Source organism: Amycolatopsis sp. NPDC049688 (assembly GCF_040674975.1).
GTDB lineage: Bacteria > Actinomycetota > Actinomycetes > Mycobacteriales > Pseudonocardiaceae > Amycolatopsis.
Map to the genome: position 1 here is coordinate 17733 of NZ_JBFANY010000028.1, position 18935 is coordinate 36667.

Here is an 18935-nt window from a genome sequence, read left to right on the forward strand (position 1 = left end):
CGCCGGGCGCGCACCGCGCGCCGGCGGTGGCCGGCCCGTCGCATGTGGAGCACGGCTATGTCCACAAACGACGTGACAGGAAAATTTCCAACAGCCAGCCGATCATGACGAGAACCCGTTACGGGTCGTAGCCGCGCGATCGCGACATGGTATTTTTTGCCAGGCATTTGCCTACGCCCGTGCATTTCACGGCAGCGAGCTCGGAAGATGCCCGAACGGTGCAACCGATTCGTCAAGCAGAATGGTTGACTTGACTTCTGGGGAATCGTGAGTGCGGAGGCACCCGTGATCAGAGTTCTGGTTGCCGAGGACATGCACATCGTGCGGGGCGCGCTGGTCGCCCTGCTGCGGCTGGAACCCGACATCGAAGTGGTCGCGGAGGTCGCGTCCGGCCTGGAGATCCTGCCCGCGGCCCGCGCCAACCAGGCGCAGGTGGCGGTCATCGACATCGACCTGCCGGGCAAGGACGGCCTCACCGCCGCCGGTGAGCTGCACGAACAGCTGCCCGGCTGCCGGACCCTCATCCTGACCAGCCTGGGCCGGCCGGGGACGCTGCGGCGGGCGCTGGACGCCAAGGTCAGCGGGTTCCTGCTGAAGGACGCCCCGCCCGACAAGCTGGCCAACGCCGTCCGCGGAGTCCTCGCCGGGCGCCGGATGGTGGACGGCGACCTGGCGCTGGCCGCGTGGGACTCCGTCGACTGCCCGCTCACCGGCCGTGAGCTGGACGTGCTCCGGATGACCTCGCAGGGCTACGGGACGGTGGAGGTCGCCGCGCGGCTCTACCTGTCCGCCGGCACGGTCCGGAACTACCTGACGACGGTGGTCGCGAAGCTCAACGCCCGCAACCGGGTCGACGCCATCCGCATCGCCGAAGAGTCCGGCTGGCTCTGAGTCCAAACAGGTATAGACCAGTAAGGCCCGATGGGCCGGGCTCGCAAACTGGTATGTGCCAGTGAGAATCAGACCGGGACGACGGCCCGCAGCCGGAACCGGCCGTCCGGCTCGACCCCGGCGGTCAGTTCGCCACCGAGGTCGGCGACCCGGTGCGAAAGGTTGCCGATCCCGCTGCCCGGCGAGGAATCGCGCGGCGCCACGCGCGGCGCGGGCACCACCGGTTCCGCCGCCGCTTCCACCGCTTCCGCCGGATCCCCGGGGCCGCCGGGGTTCCCGCCGTCCCGGCCGCCCCCGACGCCGTCGTTGACGATGTCGAGGCTGATTCCGCCGTCCGTGCGGTACATCGCGATCTCGCAGCTCTCGACCCTGCTGTGCCGCAGCACGTTCGTGACGCCTTCGCGCAGCACCACGGCCAGCACCGTGCGCACCGGCGTGGGCAGCTCGTCCTCCAGCATCTCCATGCGCACCCGGACGTCGGCGGACGTCAGGACCGACTTCGCGGTGCGTGACTCGCTGGCCAGCGACAGTTCGCGGTAGCCGCTGGCCACCGAGCGCACGTCGGAGAGGGCCTGCCGCGTCAGGCCGAGGACCTCGGCGAGCTCGTCGGCGGCGCGGGAGCGGTCCAGCGGCAGGATCCGGGCCGTCAGCTCGCTCTTGAGCGCGATCGCCGACAGGCTCATGCCGAGCAGGTCGTGCAGGTCGCGGGCGAACCGCAGCCGCTCCTCGGCCAGCGCCATCTCGGCCAGCCGCCGCCGCGTGTTGTCGAGCTCGGTGACCAGCCGGACCAGCCACAACAGCCCGAACACGGCCAGCCCGGTCATCACCGTCGCGGCGGTGTAGAACACCGTCGAGGTGATGTCCGCGCCCGAGATCCGCTGGATCTCCGCGTAGGCGGCGATGTTGAGCGCGAAGAACACCCAGCCCGCGACCGGCGGCAGGACCAGCAGCGAGCTGCCGATCAGCAGCCCGGGCAGGCTGACCCAGTTCGGGCCCAGCGGGAGCAGCGGCAGGTAGATGAGGCACGCCTGCACGAACACCATGCCGTAGCTCTGCGCCGTGCGCAGGTTGGTGGCCGGCCGGTTGAAGTAGGAGAACTGCAGCGCCAGCAACGCCACGATCGAGCCGACGACCAGGATCACCTGCCACGCCTGGGTGGTCAGCTCGAGCACGTGCAGCGTGGCCCCGCAGGCCATCAGGGACATGACGACCGGCAGCAGCCGCCGGATCCGCTTGGACTCGGTCTCCGCCTGCCGCTCGGCTTCGTGCGCGCCCCCGGTGGCCGGCCGGTCCGGGACCGGGAGTTCGACCCGCAGCCGGAACCGGCCGTCGGCGCCGGTCTTGGCGGTCGCCGTGCCGCCGAGCGCGGCGACCTCGCCGGGCAGGGTCGCCAGCGTGGTCGCCGGGTCGTCGGCCGTCACGCCGTCGTTGGTGATTTCCAGGGTGACCCTGCCGTCGTGGTGCCGGACGTCGATCTCGCAGTGCTCGACGTCGCTGTAGCGCAGGACGTTGGTGACGCCTTCGCGCAGCACCTTCGCCAGCAGCGTGCGCGCCTGGACCGGCAGGTCGCCCTGGTCGAGGTGGACCCGGACGGCGATCTCGGACGCCGACAGCAGCGTTTCTGCCGTCCGTGACTCCTTCTCCAGCGACAGCTCGCGGTAGCCGTGCGAGACCGCGCGGACGTCGGACAGGGTGCGCTGGGCGGTCGCGGTGATCTCGCCGAGCTCGGCCTTGGCCGCCTCCACGGACTTCCGCATCAGCCGCTGCGCGAGCTCGCCCTTGAGCGCGATCGCGGACAGGCTCAGGCCGAGCAGGTCGTGCAGGTCGCGGGCGAAGGCGAGCCGCTGCTCGGCGACCGCGCGCTGGGCGAGTTCGGTGCGGGCCCGGTGCAGTTCGTGGACCATCCGGGCCAGCCGGGCCAGCAGGTAGTAGAGGATGCTGTAGAAGCAGGCCGAAAACGCGATGTAGATCGTGTCCAGCGGCGACGCGCCGAACGTGTGGTAGACCCACACCTCGCTCAGCGCCACCACGCCCAGCGTCGGCCACGCGTACCGCGGCGGCAGCACCAGCAGGGCCGCGCCGCCGACGAAGTCCGGCATGTCCGCCCACAGGATGCCGAAGGTCGGCAGCGGGACGTAGGCCAGCACGACCACCACCGCGAGCAGCACCCGGCTGGTGACCGAATCGAGCCGCGCGGACGGGCGGCTGAACCACAGCAGCTGGATCCCGAGCAGCCCGGCGACGGCGGTGACGGCGTACAGCGCGTGGAGGCCGTCGACCGAAGCCGGCAGGAGGCCCACGACGCCGATCACGCTGAACCCGGCGATGACCACGACGATGATGGCCGAGGCCAGGTAGGTGGCCAGCCGGGGGCGCCGGTCCGCCGCGGTGGTGCCGCGGGGTTCGGCGGTCGCTGAGCGCCCGGAGGGCGGCTCGAGTGCGGCGACCGGAGACATCAGTGCGGACCCTCCGGGATCTGCGCGGCGGCCGGGCCGCCCGGGTCCCGGCGCTGTGTGTGCGTGCTGACGGCTGATCATAACTCAAGTGAGCACACCGGAAACGGTGCGAAAACGCGCGATCGGACGGTGCGGTGCGGCCTGGCCGCGTCCGATCGGGTCAGTGCGGGTCCGGTGTGGGCGGGAGCCCGCGGGTGTTCGCGAGCAGGCCGAGGAAGTCCAGGCGCGGCACCGCGACCGAGCCGGTGTGCAGCACGGAACCGGCCACCAGCCGGAAGAAGCTGAGCCCGGACTCGTCGTCGTCCCAGGAGTCGCCGCCCGCGGCGCCGGGCACGTGCCGGGTCGCCGGGAACTCGTCGGTGAACGCGGTGCCGGCGGCCGAGTACGCGGCGACGTTCCAGCCGAGGTGCCGCCAGTACTGCGCGAGCTTGGCGTAGGGCGCGCGGGAGACGAGCACCAGCCGCAGGCCCGGGTCGTGCAGCGCGGCGGTGACCTCCGCGGTCGGGACGACGTCCGCGGGTCCGCTGTGGTCGGCCATCGGGTGGTGCACGGCGAGCCGCGGATGCCCGAGGAACAGGTCGGTCAGCGAGACCCGGCCGCGCGGGCCTTCGAAGAGGTACCTCGCCCCGGCGACGACACGGGGGCTGTCGAGTTCCGGCACGGTCAGCTCCGTCATCACTGGCCCTCCCTGGCTGTGGTCCACTGCGGATTGTGGGCCGCCCCCGGCCGGCAGGCCCAGCGTTCGGTCCGGGTTCGGCAAGATGGGAGACGCGCGGGGCCCGCCGTGCCGCACCGGACGGGCGACCCTAGGCTCGACCCATGGCACGCTATTTCGACCTGCACCCGGAGAACCCCCAGAAGCGGGCCCTCGGCCAGGTCGTCGAGATCCTCCGGAACGACGGGCTGATCGCGTACCCGACCGACTCGTGCTTCGCGCTCGGGTGCCGTCCGGGCAACCGTGACGGGCTCGACCGCATCCGCGCCATCCGCAAGCTCGACCACCGGCACCACTTCACGCTGGTCTGCCAGGACTTCGCCCAGCTGGGCCAGTTCGTCCACATCGACAACGCGGTGTTCCGCGCGATCAAGGCGGCGACCCCGGGCAGTTACACGTTCATCCTGCCCGCCACCAAGGAGGTGCCGCGGCGGCTGATGCACGAGAAGAAGAAGACGGTCGGCGTGCGCATCCCCGACCACCGCGTGACCCAGGCGCTGCTGGCGGAGCTGGGCGAACCGCTGCTGTCGAGCACGTTGCTGCTGCCGGGCGAGGGCGAGCCGATGACGCAGGGCTGGGAGATCAAGGAAGAGCTGGACAACGTGCTGGAGGCGGTGCTCGACTCGGGCGACTGCGGGGTGGAACCGACGACGGTCGTGGACTTCTCGTCGGGCGAGGCGGAAATCCTGCGCGTCGGGGCGGGGGATCCGGCGCCGTTCGAGTAGGCGTCAGCGCTCCAGCAACTCCAGCCATTCGGCGGTGTGCCCGCCGCTGAACGCCAGCGACAGGTCCTCCGCGAACCGGCGGCCGGTCACCAGCAGGCAGAAGTCCTCGGCCGGGCCGGTGATGCGGTCGCGGGCGTCCTCGGGCCCGAACGACCAGAGCTCGCCCGACGGCGCCCGCAGCTCGAAGCGGAACTGGCCCGGCGGGGTCTCCTGGTGCCGGTGGTAGACGCGGTCGCGGGTGCGGATGCCGTAGTACGCGACGTGGCCGATCGAGTCGTCGCGGCGCAGGCGGACGCCGACCGCGTCCGCGATGTCCTGGCCGCAGGCGAACAGCTCGGTCAGCACCGCCGCGGCGAGGACCGACGGGCGCAGCGGGCCGTCGCTCCACGGCAGCTCCGGGACCGGTGGGGCCGAGGCGAGCAGGGCGGTCGCCTTGCGCTGCTCGATCAGCCAGCTCACGATCGCCTCGTCGAGGGAGTCGTAGGAGATCTGCGGGGTGACGCCGAACGCCGCCGGGTGCTCGACGCTGAGCCGGACCAGCCGCGCGGTCGACGTCAGCCGGGCGAAGTAGCCGGTGAGGTCCGGGCCGGGGCCGGACCCGTGCCGCTCGGCCAGCTCGGCCAGCGCCTCGGTCTCGGTCTGCAGGTCCGTGAACACGTCGGCCATCGGCGCCCAACCTCCTGGTCCGGGCAACCGGGACTGCCCGGAACCAGCCTGGCAGGGCGCCTCGCGGCGGCTCCACTCCGCGGTTGCGGGGTGGTCGGCTATGTTCGGCCACGGACGTGGCGAGGGTGGCTGAAGGGAGCCCGGACGTGAAGTACCTGCTGGCGATGTACCTGAACCCCGACGTGATGGCGAAGCTGTCGGAGGAGGACATGAACGGCATCATGACCGGGCACCAGGAGTTCATCCGCACCATCCGGGAATCCGGCGAGATGATCAGCACCCAGGCGCTCGGCGCGGTCGCCGACAGCAGCGTCGTGCGCGTGCGCGGCGGGCTGCCCGCCGTCACCGACGGGCCGTTCCTGGAGTCCAAGGAGTTCCTGGCCGGCTACTACCTCGTGGAGTGCGCGAGCAAGGAGCGCGCCGTCGAGCTCGCGGGGATGATCCCGGACGCCGCCGTCGAAGGGCTCGGCATCGAGGTCCGCGAGGTGGTCTTCTTCGCCGACGCCGAATCCGAAGTCACCATGGCGTGACCGGCGTCGCCGAGGTGCTGCGGCCGCTCGTGCCGCAGGTGCTGGGCGTGCTGGTCCGCCGGTACGGCCAGTTCGACGCGTGCGAGGACGCCGTCCAGGAGGCGCTGCTCGCGGCGAGCGAGCAGTGGCCGGCCGAAGGCGTCCCGGACAACCCGCGCAGCTGGCTGATCACGGTCGCGACCCGGCGGCTCACCGACCACTGGCGCAGCGAGAGCGCCCGGCGGCGGCGTGAGGAGTCGGTCGCCGTGCGGGAGCCGGTGACCGTCGTCGCCGGCCCCGGCGAGGAGCAGCCCGCCACCGAGGACGACACGCTGTCACTGCTGTTCCTGTGCTGCCACCCGGCCGTTTCGCCGCCTTCGCAGGTCGCGCTGACCCTGCGTGCGGTGGGCGGCCTGACCACGGCGCAGATCGCGAGCGCCTTCCTGGTCCCCGAGGCGACCATGACGCGGCGCATCACCCGCGCGAAGGAGCGCATCGCCGCGGCGGGGTCGACCTTCAGCGAGCCGTCGCCGTCCGACTTCCCGGCGCGGCTGCAGGTGGTGCTCCAGGTGCTGTACCTGATCTTCAACGAGGGGTACACGGCGACGTCGGGGGAGAACCTGCTGCGCGTCGAGCTGGCCACCGAGGCGATCCGGCTGACCAGGGCGGTGCACGCGCTGATCCCCGGCGAAGGCGAGGTCGCGGGCCTGCTGGCGCTGATGCTCCTGACCGACGCCCGCCGGGCGGCCCGCACCGGCCCCGACGGCGAGCTGGTGCCGCTGCCGGAGCAGGACCGCGCCCGCTGGGACGCGGCGATGATCGCCGAAGGCGTCACGCTGGTGCGCGCGACGCTGGGCCGCGGCCCGGTGGGGCCGTACCAGGTCCAGGCGGCGATCGCGGCGCTGCACGACGAGGCACCCGGCACGGACGAGACCGACTGGCCGCAGATCGTCGAGCTGTACGGCGTGCTGGGCGAGCTCATGCCGGGCCCGGTGGTGACGATGAACCTGGCCGTGGCGCTCGCCCAGGTGGCGGGCCCCGACGCCGGGCTCGCGGTGCTGGACGGCATCGACGCCAAGCTGGACGTCGCCCGGCGGGTGGACGCGGTCCGGGCGCACCTGCTGGAACGCGCGGGCCGCCCGGCGGACGCGCGCGAGCACTACCTGAAGGCGGCGAAGCGCACGGAGAGCGGCCCGGAGCGGCGGTACCTCGAAGCGCGGGCGGCGCGGGTCGACGCGGAGCTGCCGCCGTCCTGACGGAGGTCCGGCATCCCCCGCTCACGCAAACTGGCGCACCCAGACGGTCGACACGCGTGTCTGGAGGGTCGGCTCGCGTGTCTGGAGGGTCGACACGCGTGTCTGGAGGGTCGACACGCCGATCCTGGTTGCCGCGGAGCCGTGTCGACCGTCCGATCACGTGAGTTGACTGCCCGATCACGTGAGTTGAGCGTGCGATCACGTGAGTCGACCGCTCGGGTGCCGGGCCTGCCGGACGAGCAGGCCCGGCTGTGGGTCAGTGGACCGCGATGCCGCTCGCCGGCTCCGGGGCCGCCGGGACGTGGAACAGCTGCGCGAACACCTCCAGGTCCGCCGCCTCGCCTTCGATCGACAGCTTGCCCGAACGGACCGCCGCCGCCGCGGTGAGCTGGCCGCTCATCAGGTCCAGCAGGGCCGCGCTGTGGCCGGTCCGGATGACCAGGTCGGCTCCGGGGAAGCCGCCCTCGCCGACCTTGACCGCGCCGTCCTCGACGAGGGCGTGCACCGTCATGCGGTCGTCGTAGCGGATCTCGAAGGTGATCTGCACGCCTTCGGCGGTCTCCGGGCGGAAGGTCGTGTACAGGGACAGGATCGCCGCGTCCAGAGTGACCACGTCGTCGGCGGCCGGCTGGCTCAGCGAGCGGGCGCCCCAGAGGCCGAGGTCGAGCACGACGTGGTCGAGCTCGCTGCCGTACTGGGTCAGCTCGTAGACCAGGCCCGCGTCGAGCTCGGCGCGGACGCGGCGGCGGATCACGCCGGTCGCCTCCAGGTCGTTGAGCCGGGCGGACAGGATGGACGGCGGGATCTTCGGCAGGCCGGCCTGCAACTCGTCGTACCGCTTGGCGCCGAGCACCAGGTCACGGATGATCAGCAGCGACCAGCGCTCGCCGATGAGCTCGAGCGCGCGGGCGACGCCGCAGAACTGGCCGTAGGCACGGGTGTGCGGAGTGGGCATCGAACGTTCCTCACTTCTTCTCGGGCGATGCGACGCACCCGGCGGGAGCCGGGGACGTGTCGGGGCGGCTCACCGGTGGTCGCCCTCGGAAATCAGCTCTCGGTGCAGGGACTGCAGGTCGTCACAGGGTTCGACGCCCAGCTCGCCGGCCAGCCGGGTGCGGAGCCTGCGGTAGACGGCCATCGCGTCGGACCGCCGCCCGCTGCGGCCCAGCGCCCGCATCAGCTGCCCGTGCAGGGCTTCGTCCAGCGGGCTGCCGGTGGTCAGCGACCGCAGCTCGCCGATCAGCTCGCGGTGCCGCCCGCTGACGATCTCCGCTTCGATCCGCAGGTGCAGCACGCTGCGCCGCAGTTCGAGCAGCTCGGTGCGGTACGCCGACAGCACCGGTCCACAGTGGATGTTCGCCAGCGGCGGCCCGGACCACAGGTCGAGCGCCGCGCGGCAGGCGTCGGCGGCACCGGCGTGGTCGCCGGCGGCCTGGCGCTCGTAGCCGGTCTGCTGCAGCCGCACGAACCGGTGGATGTCCACTTGGGACGGATCGATGTTGAAGGTGTAGCCGGACTGCTTGGTGACCAGCAGTTTTTCCGCGTCCTCCGCGAGCTCGTTCTGCTGGATGCAGCGGCGGAGGTGGTAGACGTAGGTGTGCAAAGTGGTCCGGACGGTGCGGGGCGGGTTGTCCGACCACAGCTCCCGGATCAGGGTGTCGATGTGTACCATCTTGCCCGGACGCATCACGAGCACGGCGAGCAACGCCAGCACCTTCGGTGCGCTCGGGGCGTAGTCGACGCCGTCGCGCAGCACTTCCAGCGGCCCCAGCACGCTGAAGTGGACGCCGCCGTCGGCCGGCTCGTCGGTTCGCTGCTGTTCGGAGTACATGGCTGGCCTCCAGCATCGTCAAGGCGTCCTCGCGCTCCCCAGGTCATGCCGCGCGGGTCGGTGGACGGCCGAACTCCGGGCTTCTATCCGAATGTGACAGAGCGCCGACCCGGCGGCCAGTGAACCGCCCACCGGACCCGGCGTGCGTTCGGCCTGCCCGCGCATGCGTTCCGCAGGTTCCGGGGGTGCGCGGCGCACCCGCCGCCATCTGGAGGAACCCGACGCTCGCCGGGCCGGAGCCTCCCCGGATCGGACCAAACGCGCGTCCCGCGGGACCGCTGCCGATCATGGCCGTGGGCGTCCGGCACGCCGCACCCGGGCGTTCCGCACGTCCGGGTCCGGGCAGAGCGCCCGCCCGCGACCGGGTGTCCCGCAAACGAGTGAACCCGATCACGGACGGCCTCCATCGCTCGTCAATCGATCTCCGAGATACGGCGTCTTCCCTGGCACGAGGAGAAGGAGAACCACCACCAGGGGATTAGAGGTTGGACTGATGATGTTGCGCTCTGTTGCAGCTGTCGGACACGGCAGCGAGTTCGACGCTCAAGCCCGCGAGCCGGCGCTCGAGAGAGTGGACAAGTCGGTCCGCCCCGCGGTGCTGCAGGCCATTTCGTCGATCCGGGAGCGGTACTTCGAACCGATCACGCTCGCCGACCTGGCGTCCGAAGTGTTCGTCAGCCGGTTCCACTTCTCCCGGATGTTCGCCGACGCCACCGGGGTGACGCCCGGCCGGTTCCTCACCGCCGTGCGCCTGTTCGAGGCGAAGCGGCTGCTGCTGACGACGTCGCTGAACGTCTCCGACATCGTGTGCAGCGTCGGCTACAGCAGTGTCGGCACGTTCACCAGCCGGTTCTCGCGGGCGGTCGGGATGACGCCGACGCAGTACCGGGAACCGCAGGTCGCCGAGCTGCTCGTGGCGATCTCCCCGACGCTGCGGCGGCTGCCGCCGCTGCGGACGCTGCGCGCGGCCGGCCGCAACTGCGCCTCGCTGCAGGCGGGCACCGGTGAGCTGGCCATCCAGCTGGACCTGCCCGGCGGCGCGGCTCCCGCGGACACGCTGGTCGGGCTGTTCGCCGACCCGGTGCCGCAGTGCGGCCCGGTCGCCTTCACCGGCATGGCGAACATGAACTCGGGCGAGCTGACCATCCACGGCGCCCCGGCAGGCCAGTGGACCGCGATCGCGGTCGCGCAGCACCAGCCGGGCGCCGCGGGGCCGCGGTTTTCGATCGCCTATTCCACCGTGCACGTGGCACCGCACGGCCGGTCGGCCACCCGGATCGCGCTGCGCGCGCCGGCCCCGACCGACGCCCCGATCGCGATCACGCTCGCGTCGAAGCAGTCGCCGTTCACCCAGCGCATGCTCGCCGCGGCCCGGCCGCACCTGCGCGCCGTCGCCTGACCCGCCCTCCGAACAAGGGACCAAGACCACGATGTCCACGGTAATCGGAGTTCTGCGCAAGCGTTTTCTCGCACCATCGCTCGCGTCCGTCGGTTTCGCCGAACGCGGGTTCCCGGTCACCCACACCGACGCGACGGCCCGGCTGGAGGCGGTGCCGCAGGCGGTCATCTGCGGGTTCGAGTGGGCGGTCGAAGGCGCGTCGCTGTGGGAGGTCGAGCGCCGGCTCGCGCTGATCGAGCCGGAGCAGCGCGGGTTCGCCTACGAGGGCGCGACGATGGGCTACACCGTCCTCGACGCGATGCCCGGCGGCGGCCGCGACCGCACGCGTGCCCTCCTGGAGGGGCCGGCGCGCCCGTACATCTTCCTGACCTACATCGGGATCGGCTTCGCGATGGCGCGGCTGCCGCGGCCACTGTGGAAGAACATCCTGCCGGAGCTGACCGGGGTGGCCTACCACCCGACGATGAGCTGGCTCGCCGTCGACGGCTACGGGTTCGACCGGGCCTACTTCGACACCGAAAAGTGGGTCGGCAAGCAGGCCGAGCCGGTGCCCTACCCCTGGGAAGGCCGGCCCGAGTACTTCGCCCGCGCCTTCGATCAGGGCGTCGGCCGGGCGCTCTGGTTCATCCACGGCGGGAACCCGGCCGCCGCGGCCGCCGCGGCGGGGCGGTTCGCCGAACACCGCCGGGCGGACCTGTGGAGCGGCATCGGGCTCGCCTCGACGTTCGCCGGCGGCGCCGACCAGCGCGGCCTGGCGATCCTGCGGCGCGCGGCGGGCGAGTACTACGACCAGCTCGCCCTGGGCGTGGTCTTCGCGGTCAAGGCCCGCACCTACGCCGCCTACGTGCCTGCGCACACGCATCTCGCGGCCGAGGTGCTCACCGGCCTGTCCGTGCAGCAGCTGCGGAACATCTCCGACCGGACCGAGGCCGCCGGCGGCGACGACGGATCACTGCCGCTGTACGAGGTCTGGCGGGAGCGGATCCGGGCGGAATTCCGGCCCGGCGCCCGCCGCCTGGCGAGCTGAACCGGCAGGTCCGCGGCCCGGCGGCAAACGTGGAGTAGAGCTGCCGGTGCGGAATCTGTGACCGTGGAACCATTCGGCCAAGGAATATGCGACCCGTAAGGGGGAAGTGCGTTGGGCGACGGTTGGCGTGCGTTGAGGCGCCGCATCCTGACACCGGACGTCTCCGAGACGTCGCTGGACAAGCGTGGTTTCCACAAGAAGAGCCCGCAGGCTCAGCAATTGCTGGAAACGGTGGGGGAGAAGTTCCTGCTCGGCTACGCACACGCCGTGGAAGCGCGGACCCCCGCCCAGTGCGAGGAATGGCTGGGTCGCATTCCGGAACAGTTCCGCGGATTCGCCTACGAAGGCGCGGGAATGGGCTACGCGATGCTCGACGGCCTGCCGTTCGGCGGCCGGCGGCACATCGACGACTTCGTGGCCGGCCCCGGCGGGACGAGCCAGCACTACATCATCCTGGTCGGCGTCGGCTGGGCGATGGCGCGGCTGCCGCGGTTCGCCTGGCCCAAGGCGGACCGGTTCGACCCGCTGCTGCGCTGGCTGGTGCTCGACGGCTACGGCTTCCACCAGGCGTACTTCAAGACCGGGAAGTACGTGCGGCAGCAGTACCAGGAGCCGGGCTTCCCGTGGCCGGACAAGCGGTACAGCGGCTACTCGCTGCGGGCCATGGACCAGGGCATCGGCCGCGCGCTGTGGTTCATCTGCGGCACCGACGTCGACCTGGTGACGAAGACGATCGCCGGGTTCGCGCCGTCCCGCCACGGTGACCTGTACGCGGGTGTCGGACTCGCGTCGACGTACGCGTGCGGGGTCGACGAGGCCGAGCTGGTCGAGCTCGCCGAGCGCGCGGGCCAACACCGCGGGCAGCTCGCCCAGGGCAGCGCCTTCGCGGCCGACGCCCGGGTGCGCGGCGGCGTGCTGATCCCCCAGACCGAGGTCGCCACGCGGGCGATCTGCGGGCTGCCCGCCGCGCGCGCGGCGGCGATCACCCAGGAAGTGCGCCCGGCGGAGGTCGTCGACGGCGAGGTCCCGGCATTCGAAGCCTGGCGGCAGCGGATCGCCGGCGAAGTGCTGACCCATGGAGGAGTGAACCAATGACCGCGACCACACGCTGGCTGCGTCGGCAGCTCGCGGGCATCGTGGCGATCGCGCTGGTGCTGACGTTGTTCTTCGTCGCGCGCCTGCCGAGCGTCTCGGCCGCCGAGCAGGACCAGCTGGCAGGCAAGTTCCAGTTCACCCCGATGACGATCGCGCTGCCGGCGGCGGCGAAGTCGCAGTACGTCCGGACGCTGAACAAGCAGTACGAGCACATCTCGGCCTGGATGTCCTCGACCGGCGCCGCGATCGCGATGAACGACCTCGACGGTGACGGCCTGGCCAACGACCTGTGCCTGGTCGACCCGCGCAGCGACCAGGTCGTCGTCACGCCGACGCCGGGCAAGGGCCAGGAGCGCTACGCCCCGTTCGCCCTCGACCCGGCGCCGCTGCCGACGTGGCAGTACATGGCCCCGATGGGCTGCATCCCCGGTGACTTCAACGAAGACGGCCGGATGGACGTCCTGGTCTACTACTGGGGCCGCACCCCGGTGGTGTTCCTGCAGAAGGCCGGCGCCACCAAGCTCGCCCCCGCGGCCTACCAGCCGGTCGAGCTCGTGCCGGGCGACAAGCGCGGCGCCGACGGCAAGTACAACGGCCCGCTGTGGAACAGCAACGCGGCCACCATCGGCGACTTCGACGGCGACGGGCACGTGGACGTCTTCGTCGGCAACTACTTCCCGGACAGCAAGGTCCTGGACCCGAACGCCGACGGCGGCATCACGATGAACCAGTCGATGTCGCACGCGAAGAACGGCGGCGGCAAGTACCTCTACCGCCTCACCGGCGCCACCGCGGGCACGAACCCGACCGCGTCGTTCACCGACGCCTCGGACGCGATCCCGGCCGACGACCGCTCCGGCTGGACGCTGGGTGCCAGCGCCACCGACATCGACGCCGACGGCCTGCCCGAGCTCTACATCGCCAACGACTTCGGGCACGACCACCTGCTCTACAACAAGTCGACGCCGGGGCACGTGGCCTTCGGTGAGGTCACCGGGGTCCGCGGGGTCACCGAACCGAAGTCGAAGGTGCTCGGCAACGACTCGTTCAAGGGCATGGGCGTCGACTTCGGCGACTTCAACCACGACGGGCTCTACGACATCTTCGTCAGCAACATCACGACGTCGTGGGGTGTCGAGGAGTCGAACCTCCAGTTCGTCAACACCGCCAAGGACCTCACGGACCTGCGCAACCAGCTGAAGGACGGCGTGGCCCCGTTCCACGACGAGAGCGGCGACACGCGCACGGCGTGGTCGGGCTGGGGCTGGGACCCCAAGATCGAGGACTTCAACAACAGCGGTGACGTCCAGATCGCCCAGGCGACCGGGTTCATCAAGGGCCAGGTCAACCGCTGGCCGCAGCTGCAGGAACTGGCCGTGGCCAACGACGGCATGACGTCCAACCCGTTCTGGTGGCCGAACGCCCGGCCCGGCGACGACCTCGCCGGCGACCAGACGCTGCACTTCTTCGTGAAGCGCTCGGACGGCACCTACGTCGACCTCGCGCCGAAGCTCGGCCTGGCCGTCCCGGTGCCCACCCGCGGCATCGGCGTCGGCGACGCGGACGGGGACGGCCTGCCCGAGTTCGCCGTCGCGCGGCAGTGGGAGCAGCCGATCTTCTACCACAACGACAGCCCGAAGACCGGCAAGTTCCTGCAGCTGAAGCTGAGCACCGACGCCCCCGTGGCACCGGGCCCGCTGCCCTCGGCCGGGTCGCCCGCGATCGGCGCCGAGGTCACGGTGACCACCGCGGACGGCAAGAAGTACGTCGGCCGCGTCGACGGCAGCAGCGGGCACTCCGGCCGCCGCAGCTTCGACGTCCAGATCGGGCTGGGCGAGAACGTCTCCGGCCCGCTGGCGGTGCACCTGCAGTGGCGGGACCGCACCGGGCAGCTGCGCTCGCAGGACCTGAAGCTCGCACCGGGCTGCCACATGTACCAGCTCGGTACCCAGGCGAAGGAAGAGATGTGACGTCATGGCGACGCCCATAACGACCAAAGTGGACACTGCCCCGCCGAAGCGGACCAACAAGGTCATCACGGCCCTGCGCCGCTTCGCCATCTCGATCACGATCTTCAACATCCTCGGCTACACCGTGCTCGGCTTCGAGCAGCCGTGGCTGTACCCGTTCGTCGCCGTGGCGGTCGCGTACACCACGGAGATCCTGCTGGAGGTCATCAACGCCCGGGTCACCCACCGCGAGGTGCGGTTCCGCGGCAACGGGTTCCGTGGCCTGGTGGAGTTCCTGTTCCCGGCGCACATCAGCGGCCTGGCGCTGAACATGCTGACCTACGTCAACGACCACATCTGGGCGATGATCTTCGGCGTGGTCGTCGCGGTCGGCGCGAAATGGGTGCTGCAGGCGCCGGTGTACGGCCGGCTGCGGCACTACATGAACCCGTCGAACTTCGGCATCACGATCATGCTGCTGGTGTTCCCGTGGGTCAACATGACGCCGCCGTACCACTTCTCGGAGAAGGTCGACACCTGGATCGGCTGGCTGATCGTGGCGGTCATCCTGGTCTCGGGCACGGTGCTCAACTCGCTGCTGACCGGCCGGATGTGGCTGATCTTCGGCTGGCTGTCGTTCTTCGTCGTCCAGGCGTTCCTGCGCGGTGCGCTCTTCGGCACGTCCATCCCGGGCGCGCTGGCGATGGGCACCGGGATCGCGTTCGTGCTCTACACGAACTACATGGTGACCGACCCGGGCACGTCGCCGTCGAAGCCGGTTTCGCAGTTCGCCTTCGGGGCCGGGATCGCGATGATGTACGGGTTCTTCACGGCCGCGCACATCGCCTACGGGCTGTTCTTCGCCACCGCTTCGGTGTGCCTGATCCGCGGGATGTACCTGTGGGGCCTGCACTTCTCGAACAAGGCGCGGATCAAGTTCGAGGCCGAGCAGGCGGCGCAGAAGGTGCAGCTCGCCGCGGCGCCGCCGGCGCCGGCCGGCGACGAAAAGCCCCTGGCGGCGTGACCGCTCCGCGTTCAACAGTCTGGTGAGGAGATAGGCCGGTGGCAAGCGAAGAAGAGGTCCAGGTGCTGACCCTGGAGGCGTACGCCGACACGATCGTGCCGGGGGAGAAGCGGTACCCGGAGGACCGGGCCGTGGCGGGTGCCGCACCGGGGCCCGGCGCGGTGGCGGCGGGTGCGCTCGAACTGCTCAACTACGATGCCACCGGCATCACCGCCGGCCTGCCCTACCTGGTGCAGTCGCTGAACGACCACGCGAAGTCCTACGCGGGGGAGGTCGAGCTGGCGCTCGATACCGACCTCCCGCCGTTCGTCGCGTTGCCGTACGAGCACCGGCGGGCCCTGGTGACCCGGCTGACCAAGCCGGGGCACCCGGAGAAGGAGGGCTGGGTCAGCCTGGCCCTGTTCTGCAACATGGCCTTCGACACCGCCCCGCACCGGCACACCAAGGAGGCGCTGGAGAACGGGCACCCCGGGCTGATCGCGCTCGGCTACCGGCTCCCGGACGCCGACGGGCTGTGGCGGTTCCCGAAGTTCTCCTACGGCCGCAAGCTGGCCGACCTCCATCCCGACACCACACCTTCGGGGAGCCCGGCATGAGTGCCATCGAGAAGACCGACGTCGTCATCGTCGGCAGCGGCTTCGGCGGTTCGATCCCGGCGTACCACCTCGCCGCGGGCGGCGCCAAGGTGGTCGTGCTCGAACGCGGGCCGTGGCTGGCCGCGGAGGACTTCGAACACGACTACCTGCTGGGCTCGTCCTACACCCGGGTGTTCGACTTCGTCGCCGGCGAGGGCATGAGCGTGCTCGGCGGCAACTGCGTCGGCGGCGGCAGCGTGGTGTACTTCGCCGCGATGCCGCGGGCGCCGAAGTTCGTCTTCGACCGCCACGGCAGCATCGGCCGCCGGATGTGGCCGGCGGAGATCAGCCGGGACTCCCTCGAGCCGTGGTACGACCGGGTGGACGAGTCGATCCCGGTGTCCAAACAGGACTGGAACGACGTCTCGTACGCGGGTGGGCTGTGGGCCGCGGCCTGCAACCACTCGGGCCGCACGGCGAACCCGGCCCCGGTGGCCGTCGACAACGACCGGTGCACCAACTGCAACTTCCAGATGGCGGGCTGCCGCTTCGACGCGAAGCGGTCGATGCTGACCAACTACCTCCCGGCCGCGCTGGCGCACGGCGCGCAGATCCGGCCGCTGCACGAGGTGGAACGGCTGGAGCGCACCGAGGACGGCGGCTACCGCGTCCACTTCGACCTGATCGACGAAGAGGACTACCGCATCCACACCGGCTCCGGCGTCATCGAGGCGAAGATCGTGATCATCGCCGCCGGTGCCGGCGCGACGCCGGTGATCCTGCAGCGCTCCGAGGCGGCGCTGGGCACGATGCCGCACGGCGTCGGCCGGTACTTCTCCGGCAACGGCGAGCGGCTGAACACCGCCATCATCGACGAGGACCGGGTGCGCGAGGTGCTCGGACTGTCCCGTGAGGACGGTGCCGTCTACGCGGCCAACCACATCGGCAAGGGCCCGACGGTGGCCAACTGGGACAAGCTCGACGGCTCGCTGCCGGAGTACGAGCGGTACTCGCTGGAGCAGCTGTACTTCCCGCCCGGGCTCGGCACGATCCTCGCCCAGGCCCCCGGCGGCGAGGAGCCGCGGTGGTTCGGCGCGGAGAAGAAGCAGATCCTCGAGCAGTGGTCGAACTGGCTGACGATCTTCCTGATGACCGAGGACGACAACGAGGGCGTGTTCGGCACCCCGCCGCCGACCGGCAACGCCTACCGCATCTCCCAGCAGATGCTCGGCCGCGGGCCGCTGCGCTACGAGCCGACGGCGAACACCCTGCGCGGCTGGGCGCTGGCGGACGCGGACTGCAAGGCCATCATCGAGAAGGACGGCCTGGCGAAGGTCGCGCCGTGGACCAACGACGTCGTCGGCGCGTACACCGTGCACCCGCTGGCGTCCTGCCGGATCGGGGACGACCCGGCGACCTCGGCCCTGCACCCCAGCCACGAGCTGCGCGACCACGCGGGCATCTTCGTCACCGACAGCGCGTCGGTGCCGGGGGCGCTGACGGTGAACCCGGCCATGACGATCGCCGCGCTGGCCGAGCGGGCCGTGCCCGGCATCGTCCGGGCGCTGCAGGAGCGCGGGGTCGACGTCAAGTACGGCGCCCCGGCCCCCGACGGGTCCATCACCGGCCGCCGCGCGGTGTCCAAACTGGACCTCGTGGCCGGCAGCTGAACCACCAGGCAAGTGCAGAACTCCGGCCGTCGCGGCACGTGACGACCGGAAGGCAGATCGGGCGCCGGGACTTCGCAGCCCCGGGACAACCGACCCCGAGTCCGGGTATGGCCGTCGCTCCGGCGGCCCCGATCCGCCGTCCCCCGGTGGCCGCGGTGGCGGTACCCCCGCCCCGCGGCCACCGCGGGCCCAGACCAGAACATCCGAGGTTCGAGAGGACGGCACAGGTGACTGACACGACGGGCGTGATCGCCGACTTGACCGCCGAGGCCGCCGTGGTCGACGAGCTCGTGGCCGGCCTCACCGAGGCGCAATGGGAGACGCCGACCCCGGCGCCGGGCTGGCGGGTCCGGGAGCAGATCGCGCACCTCACGTTCATCCTCCGCATCGCCGGGCTGGCCGCGGCCCAGCCGGAGACCTTCGTCGCGATGACGAAGTCGCTCACCGGCGGGCTCGACGTGGCCGTGAACGCGGCGCTGAAGGAGTTCGAGCACGACCCGGCCGAGGTGCTGCTGACGAAGTGGCGCGCCGATCGCGACCAGGCCATCAAGGCGCTCGCCGCGGTTCCGGGCGACCAGCTCGTGCCGTGGCTGGTGCGGCCGCTGCCGCCGTACGTCCTCGCCTGCGCCGGGATGATGGAGCTGTTCGGGCACGGCCAGGACATCGCCGACGCGCTCGGCGTGCGCCCGGAGCGCACCGACCGGCTGGCCCACCTCGTCGGCTTCGCCGTGCGCGTCCGGGACTTCGGCTACGAAGCACACGGGCTGACGCCGCCGGAGACCGAGTTCCGGTTCGAGATCACCGGCCCGTCCGGGGCGGTCTGGACCTTCGGGCCGGAGGACTCGCCGGAGCGGATCACCGGCAGCGCCGAGGACTTCTGCCTGCTGGTCACCCGGCGGCGGCACCGCGACGACCTCGACCTGCGGGCCGAGGGCGCGCTGGCCGACGCGTGGCTCGACATCGCGCAGGCCTACCGCGGACCGGCCGGCGAGGGCCGGCAGCCGGGGCAGTTCGCCGACTGACCGGCTTCTGTCCATTGTGGAACGTGAGTTGTCGCTGCGTGCGGACAAGGTGTCCGCGGGCATGGAGAAAGAAGACTTGACCGGCAGGCGCAGCCATGCTGGAACCGGATCGGGTTACTGAGGCC

Annotated in this window: 17 protein-coding genes; 12 read left to right on the forward strand and 5 right to left on the reverse strand. The window is 71.3% G+C overall.

What is annotated here, in order from left to right; genetic code table 11:
• Positions 1-285: 285 nt before the first annotated feature.
• Entirely contained in the window at positions 286-891 is a 606-nt protein-coding gene (locus AB0J55_RS44455) for a response regulator transcription factor (RefSeq protein ID WP_364263809.1), read from the forward strand.
• A gap of 68 nt (positions 892-959) precedes the next feature.
• Here the strand turns inward: AB0J55_RS44455 and AB0J55_RS44460 are convergent, their stop codons facing one another.
• Together AB0J55_RS44460 and AB0J55_RS44465 are read right to left on the reverse strand one after the other, a co-directional pair.
• Positions 960-3347 (reverse strand): histidine kinase, encoded by a 2388-nt coding sequence (locus tag AB0J55_RS44460; RefSeq protein ID WP_364263812.1) that lies wholly within the window; start codon positions 3345-3347, stop codon positions 960-962.
• Between the two features lie 160 nt (positions 3348-3507).
• The gene (locus AB0J55_RS44465) at positions 3508-4023 is read right to left on the reverse strand and encodes a DUF899 family protein (protein ID WP_364263815.1); all 516 of its coding nucleotides are present in this window, start codon (positions 4021-4023) and stop codon (positions 3508-3510) included.
• Positions 4024-4166: 143 nt separating this feature from the next.
• On the opposite strand from AB0J55_RS44465, the gene AB0J55_RS44470 reads away from it, so the two are divergent.
• Positions 4167-4787 carry an L-threonylcarbamoyladenylate synthase gene (locus AB0J55_RS44470; RefSeq protein ID WP_364263818.1) on the forward strand — a complete coding sequence of 207 codons (621 nt, stop codon included), beginning with the start codon at positions 4167-4169 and terminating at the stop codon, positions 4785-4787.
• A 3-nt stretch (positions 4788-4790) separates the two neighbouring features.
• Here AB0J55_RS44470 and AB0J55_RS44475 read toward each other — a convergent pair whose 3' ends face one another.
• The gene (locus AB0J55_RS44475) at positions 4791-5453 is read right to left on the reverse strand and encodes a maleylpyruvate isomerase family mycothiol-dependent enzyme (RefSeq protein WP_364263821.1); all 663 of its coding nucleotides are present in this window, start codon (positions 5451-5453) and stop codon (positions 4791-4793) included.
• Positions 5454-5599: 146 nt separating this feature from the next.
• Here AB0J55_RS44475 and AB0J55_RS44480 point away from each other — a divergent pair, with 146 nt between their 5' ends.
• Both AB0J55_RS44480 and AB0J55_RS44485 read left to right on the forward strand, forming a co-directional pair.
• Entirely contained in the window at positions 5600-5983 is a 384-nt protein-coding gene (locus tag AB0J55_RS44480) for a YciI family protein (RefSeq protein WP_364263824.1), read from the forward strand.
• Positions 5980-7218: a DUF6596 domain-containing protein gene (locus AB0J55_RS44485; protein ID WP_364263827.1), complete on the forward strand. Its 1239-nt coding sequence runs from the start codon at positions 5980-5982 to the stop codon at positions 7216-7218. The genes AB0J55_RS44480 and AB0J55_RS44485 overlap by 4 nt, the downstream gene beginning before the upstream one ends.
• A 256-nt stretch (positions 7219-7474) precedes the next feature.
• Here the strand turns inward: AB0J55_RS44485 and AB0J55_RS44490 are convergent, their stop codons facing one another.
• Positions 7475-8173: a winged helix-turn-helix transcriptional regulator gene (locus AB0J55_RS44490; RefSeq protein ID WP_364263830.1), complete on the reverse strand. Its 699-nt coding sequence runs from the start codon at positions 8171-8173 to the stop codon at positions 7475-7477.
• 69 nt (positions 8174-8242) lie between these two features.
• Positions 8243-9049 (reverse strand): AfsR/SARP family transcriptional regulator, encoded by an 807-nt coding sequence (locus AB0J55_RS44495; protein WP_364263833.1) that lies wholly within the window; start codon positions 9047-9049, stop codon positions 8243-8245.
• 493 nt (positions 9050-9542) lie between these two features.
• Here AB0J55_RS44495 and AB0J55_RS44500 point away from each other — a divergent pair, with 493 nt between their 5' ends.
• The 8 genes from AB0J55_RS44500 (at position 9543) to AB0J55_RS44535 (ending at position 18810) form a co-directional block, all read left to right on the forward strand.
• Complete coding sequence (locus AB0J55_RS44500; protein ID WP_364263836.1) at positions 9543-10448, forward strand: AraC family transcriptional regulator; 906 nt, start codon at positions 9543-9545, stop codon at positions 10446-10448.
• A 31-nt stretch (positions 10449-10479) separates the two neighbouring features.
• Positions 10480-11475 carry a DUF1702 family protein gene (locus AB0J55_RS44505; protein ID WP_364263839.1) on the forward strand — a complete coding sequence of 332 codons (996 nt, stop codon included), beginning with the start codon at positions 10480-10482 and terminating at the stop codon, positions 11473-11475.
• Between the two features lie 132 nt (positions 11476-11607).
• Positions 11608-12570, forward strand: a complete 963-nt coding sequence (locus AB0J55_RS44510; RefSeq protein ID WP_364263842.1) for a DUF1702 family protein — start codon at positions 11608-11610, stop codon at positions 12568-12570.
• A complete protein-coding gene (locus AB0J55_RS44515) occupies positions 12567-14540 on the forward strand; it encodes a CRTAC1 family protein (RefSeq protein WP_364263845.1) in 1974 nt (657 codons plus the stop codon). Before AB0J55_RS44510 ends, AB0J55_RS44515 begins: the two co-directional genes overlap by 4 nt.
• 4 nt (positions 14541-14544) lie before the next feature.
• Positions 14545-15543, forward strand: coding sequence for an enediyne biosynthesis protein (locus AB0J55_RS44520; protein WP_364263848.1), 999 nt, complete (start codon positions 14545-14547; stop codon positions 15541-15543).
• Between the two features lie 38 nt (positions 15544-15581).
• The gene (locus AB0J55_RS44525) at positions 15582-16139 is read left to right on the forward strand and encodes a DUF5987 family protein (RefSeq protein ID WP_364263851.1); all 558 of its coding nucleotides are present in this window, start codon (positions 15582-15584) and stop codon (positions 16137-16139) included.
• The gene (locus tag AB0J55_RS44530; RefSeq protein ID WP_364263854.1) at positions 16136-17788 is read left to right on the forward strand and encodes a GMC family oxidoreductase; all 1653 of its coding nucleotides are present in this window, start codon (positions 16136-16138) and stop codon (positions 17786-17788) included. The genes AB0J55_RS44525 and AB0J55_RS44530 overlap by 4 nt, the downstream gene beginning before the upstream one ends.
• Before the next feature lie 227 nt (positions 17789-18015).
• A complete protein-coding gene (locus tag AB0J55_RS44535; protein ID WP_364263857.1) occupies positions 18016-18810 on the forward strand; it encodes a TIGR03084 family metal-binding protein in 795 nt (264 codons plus the stop codon).
• Positions 18811-18935 lie beyond the last annotated feature (125 nt).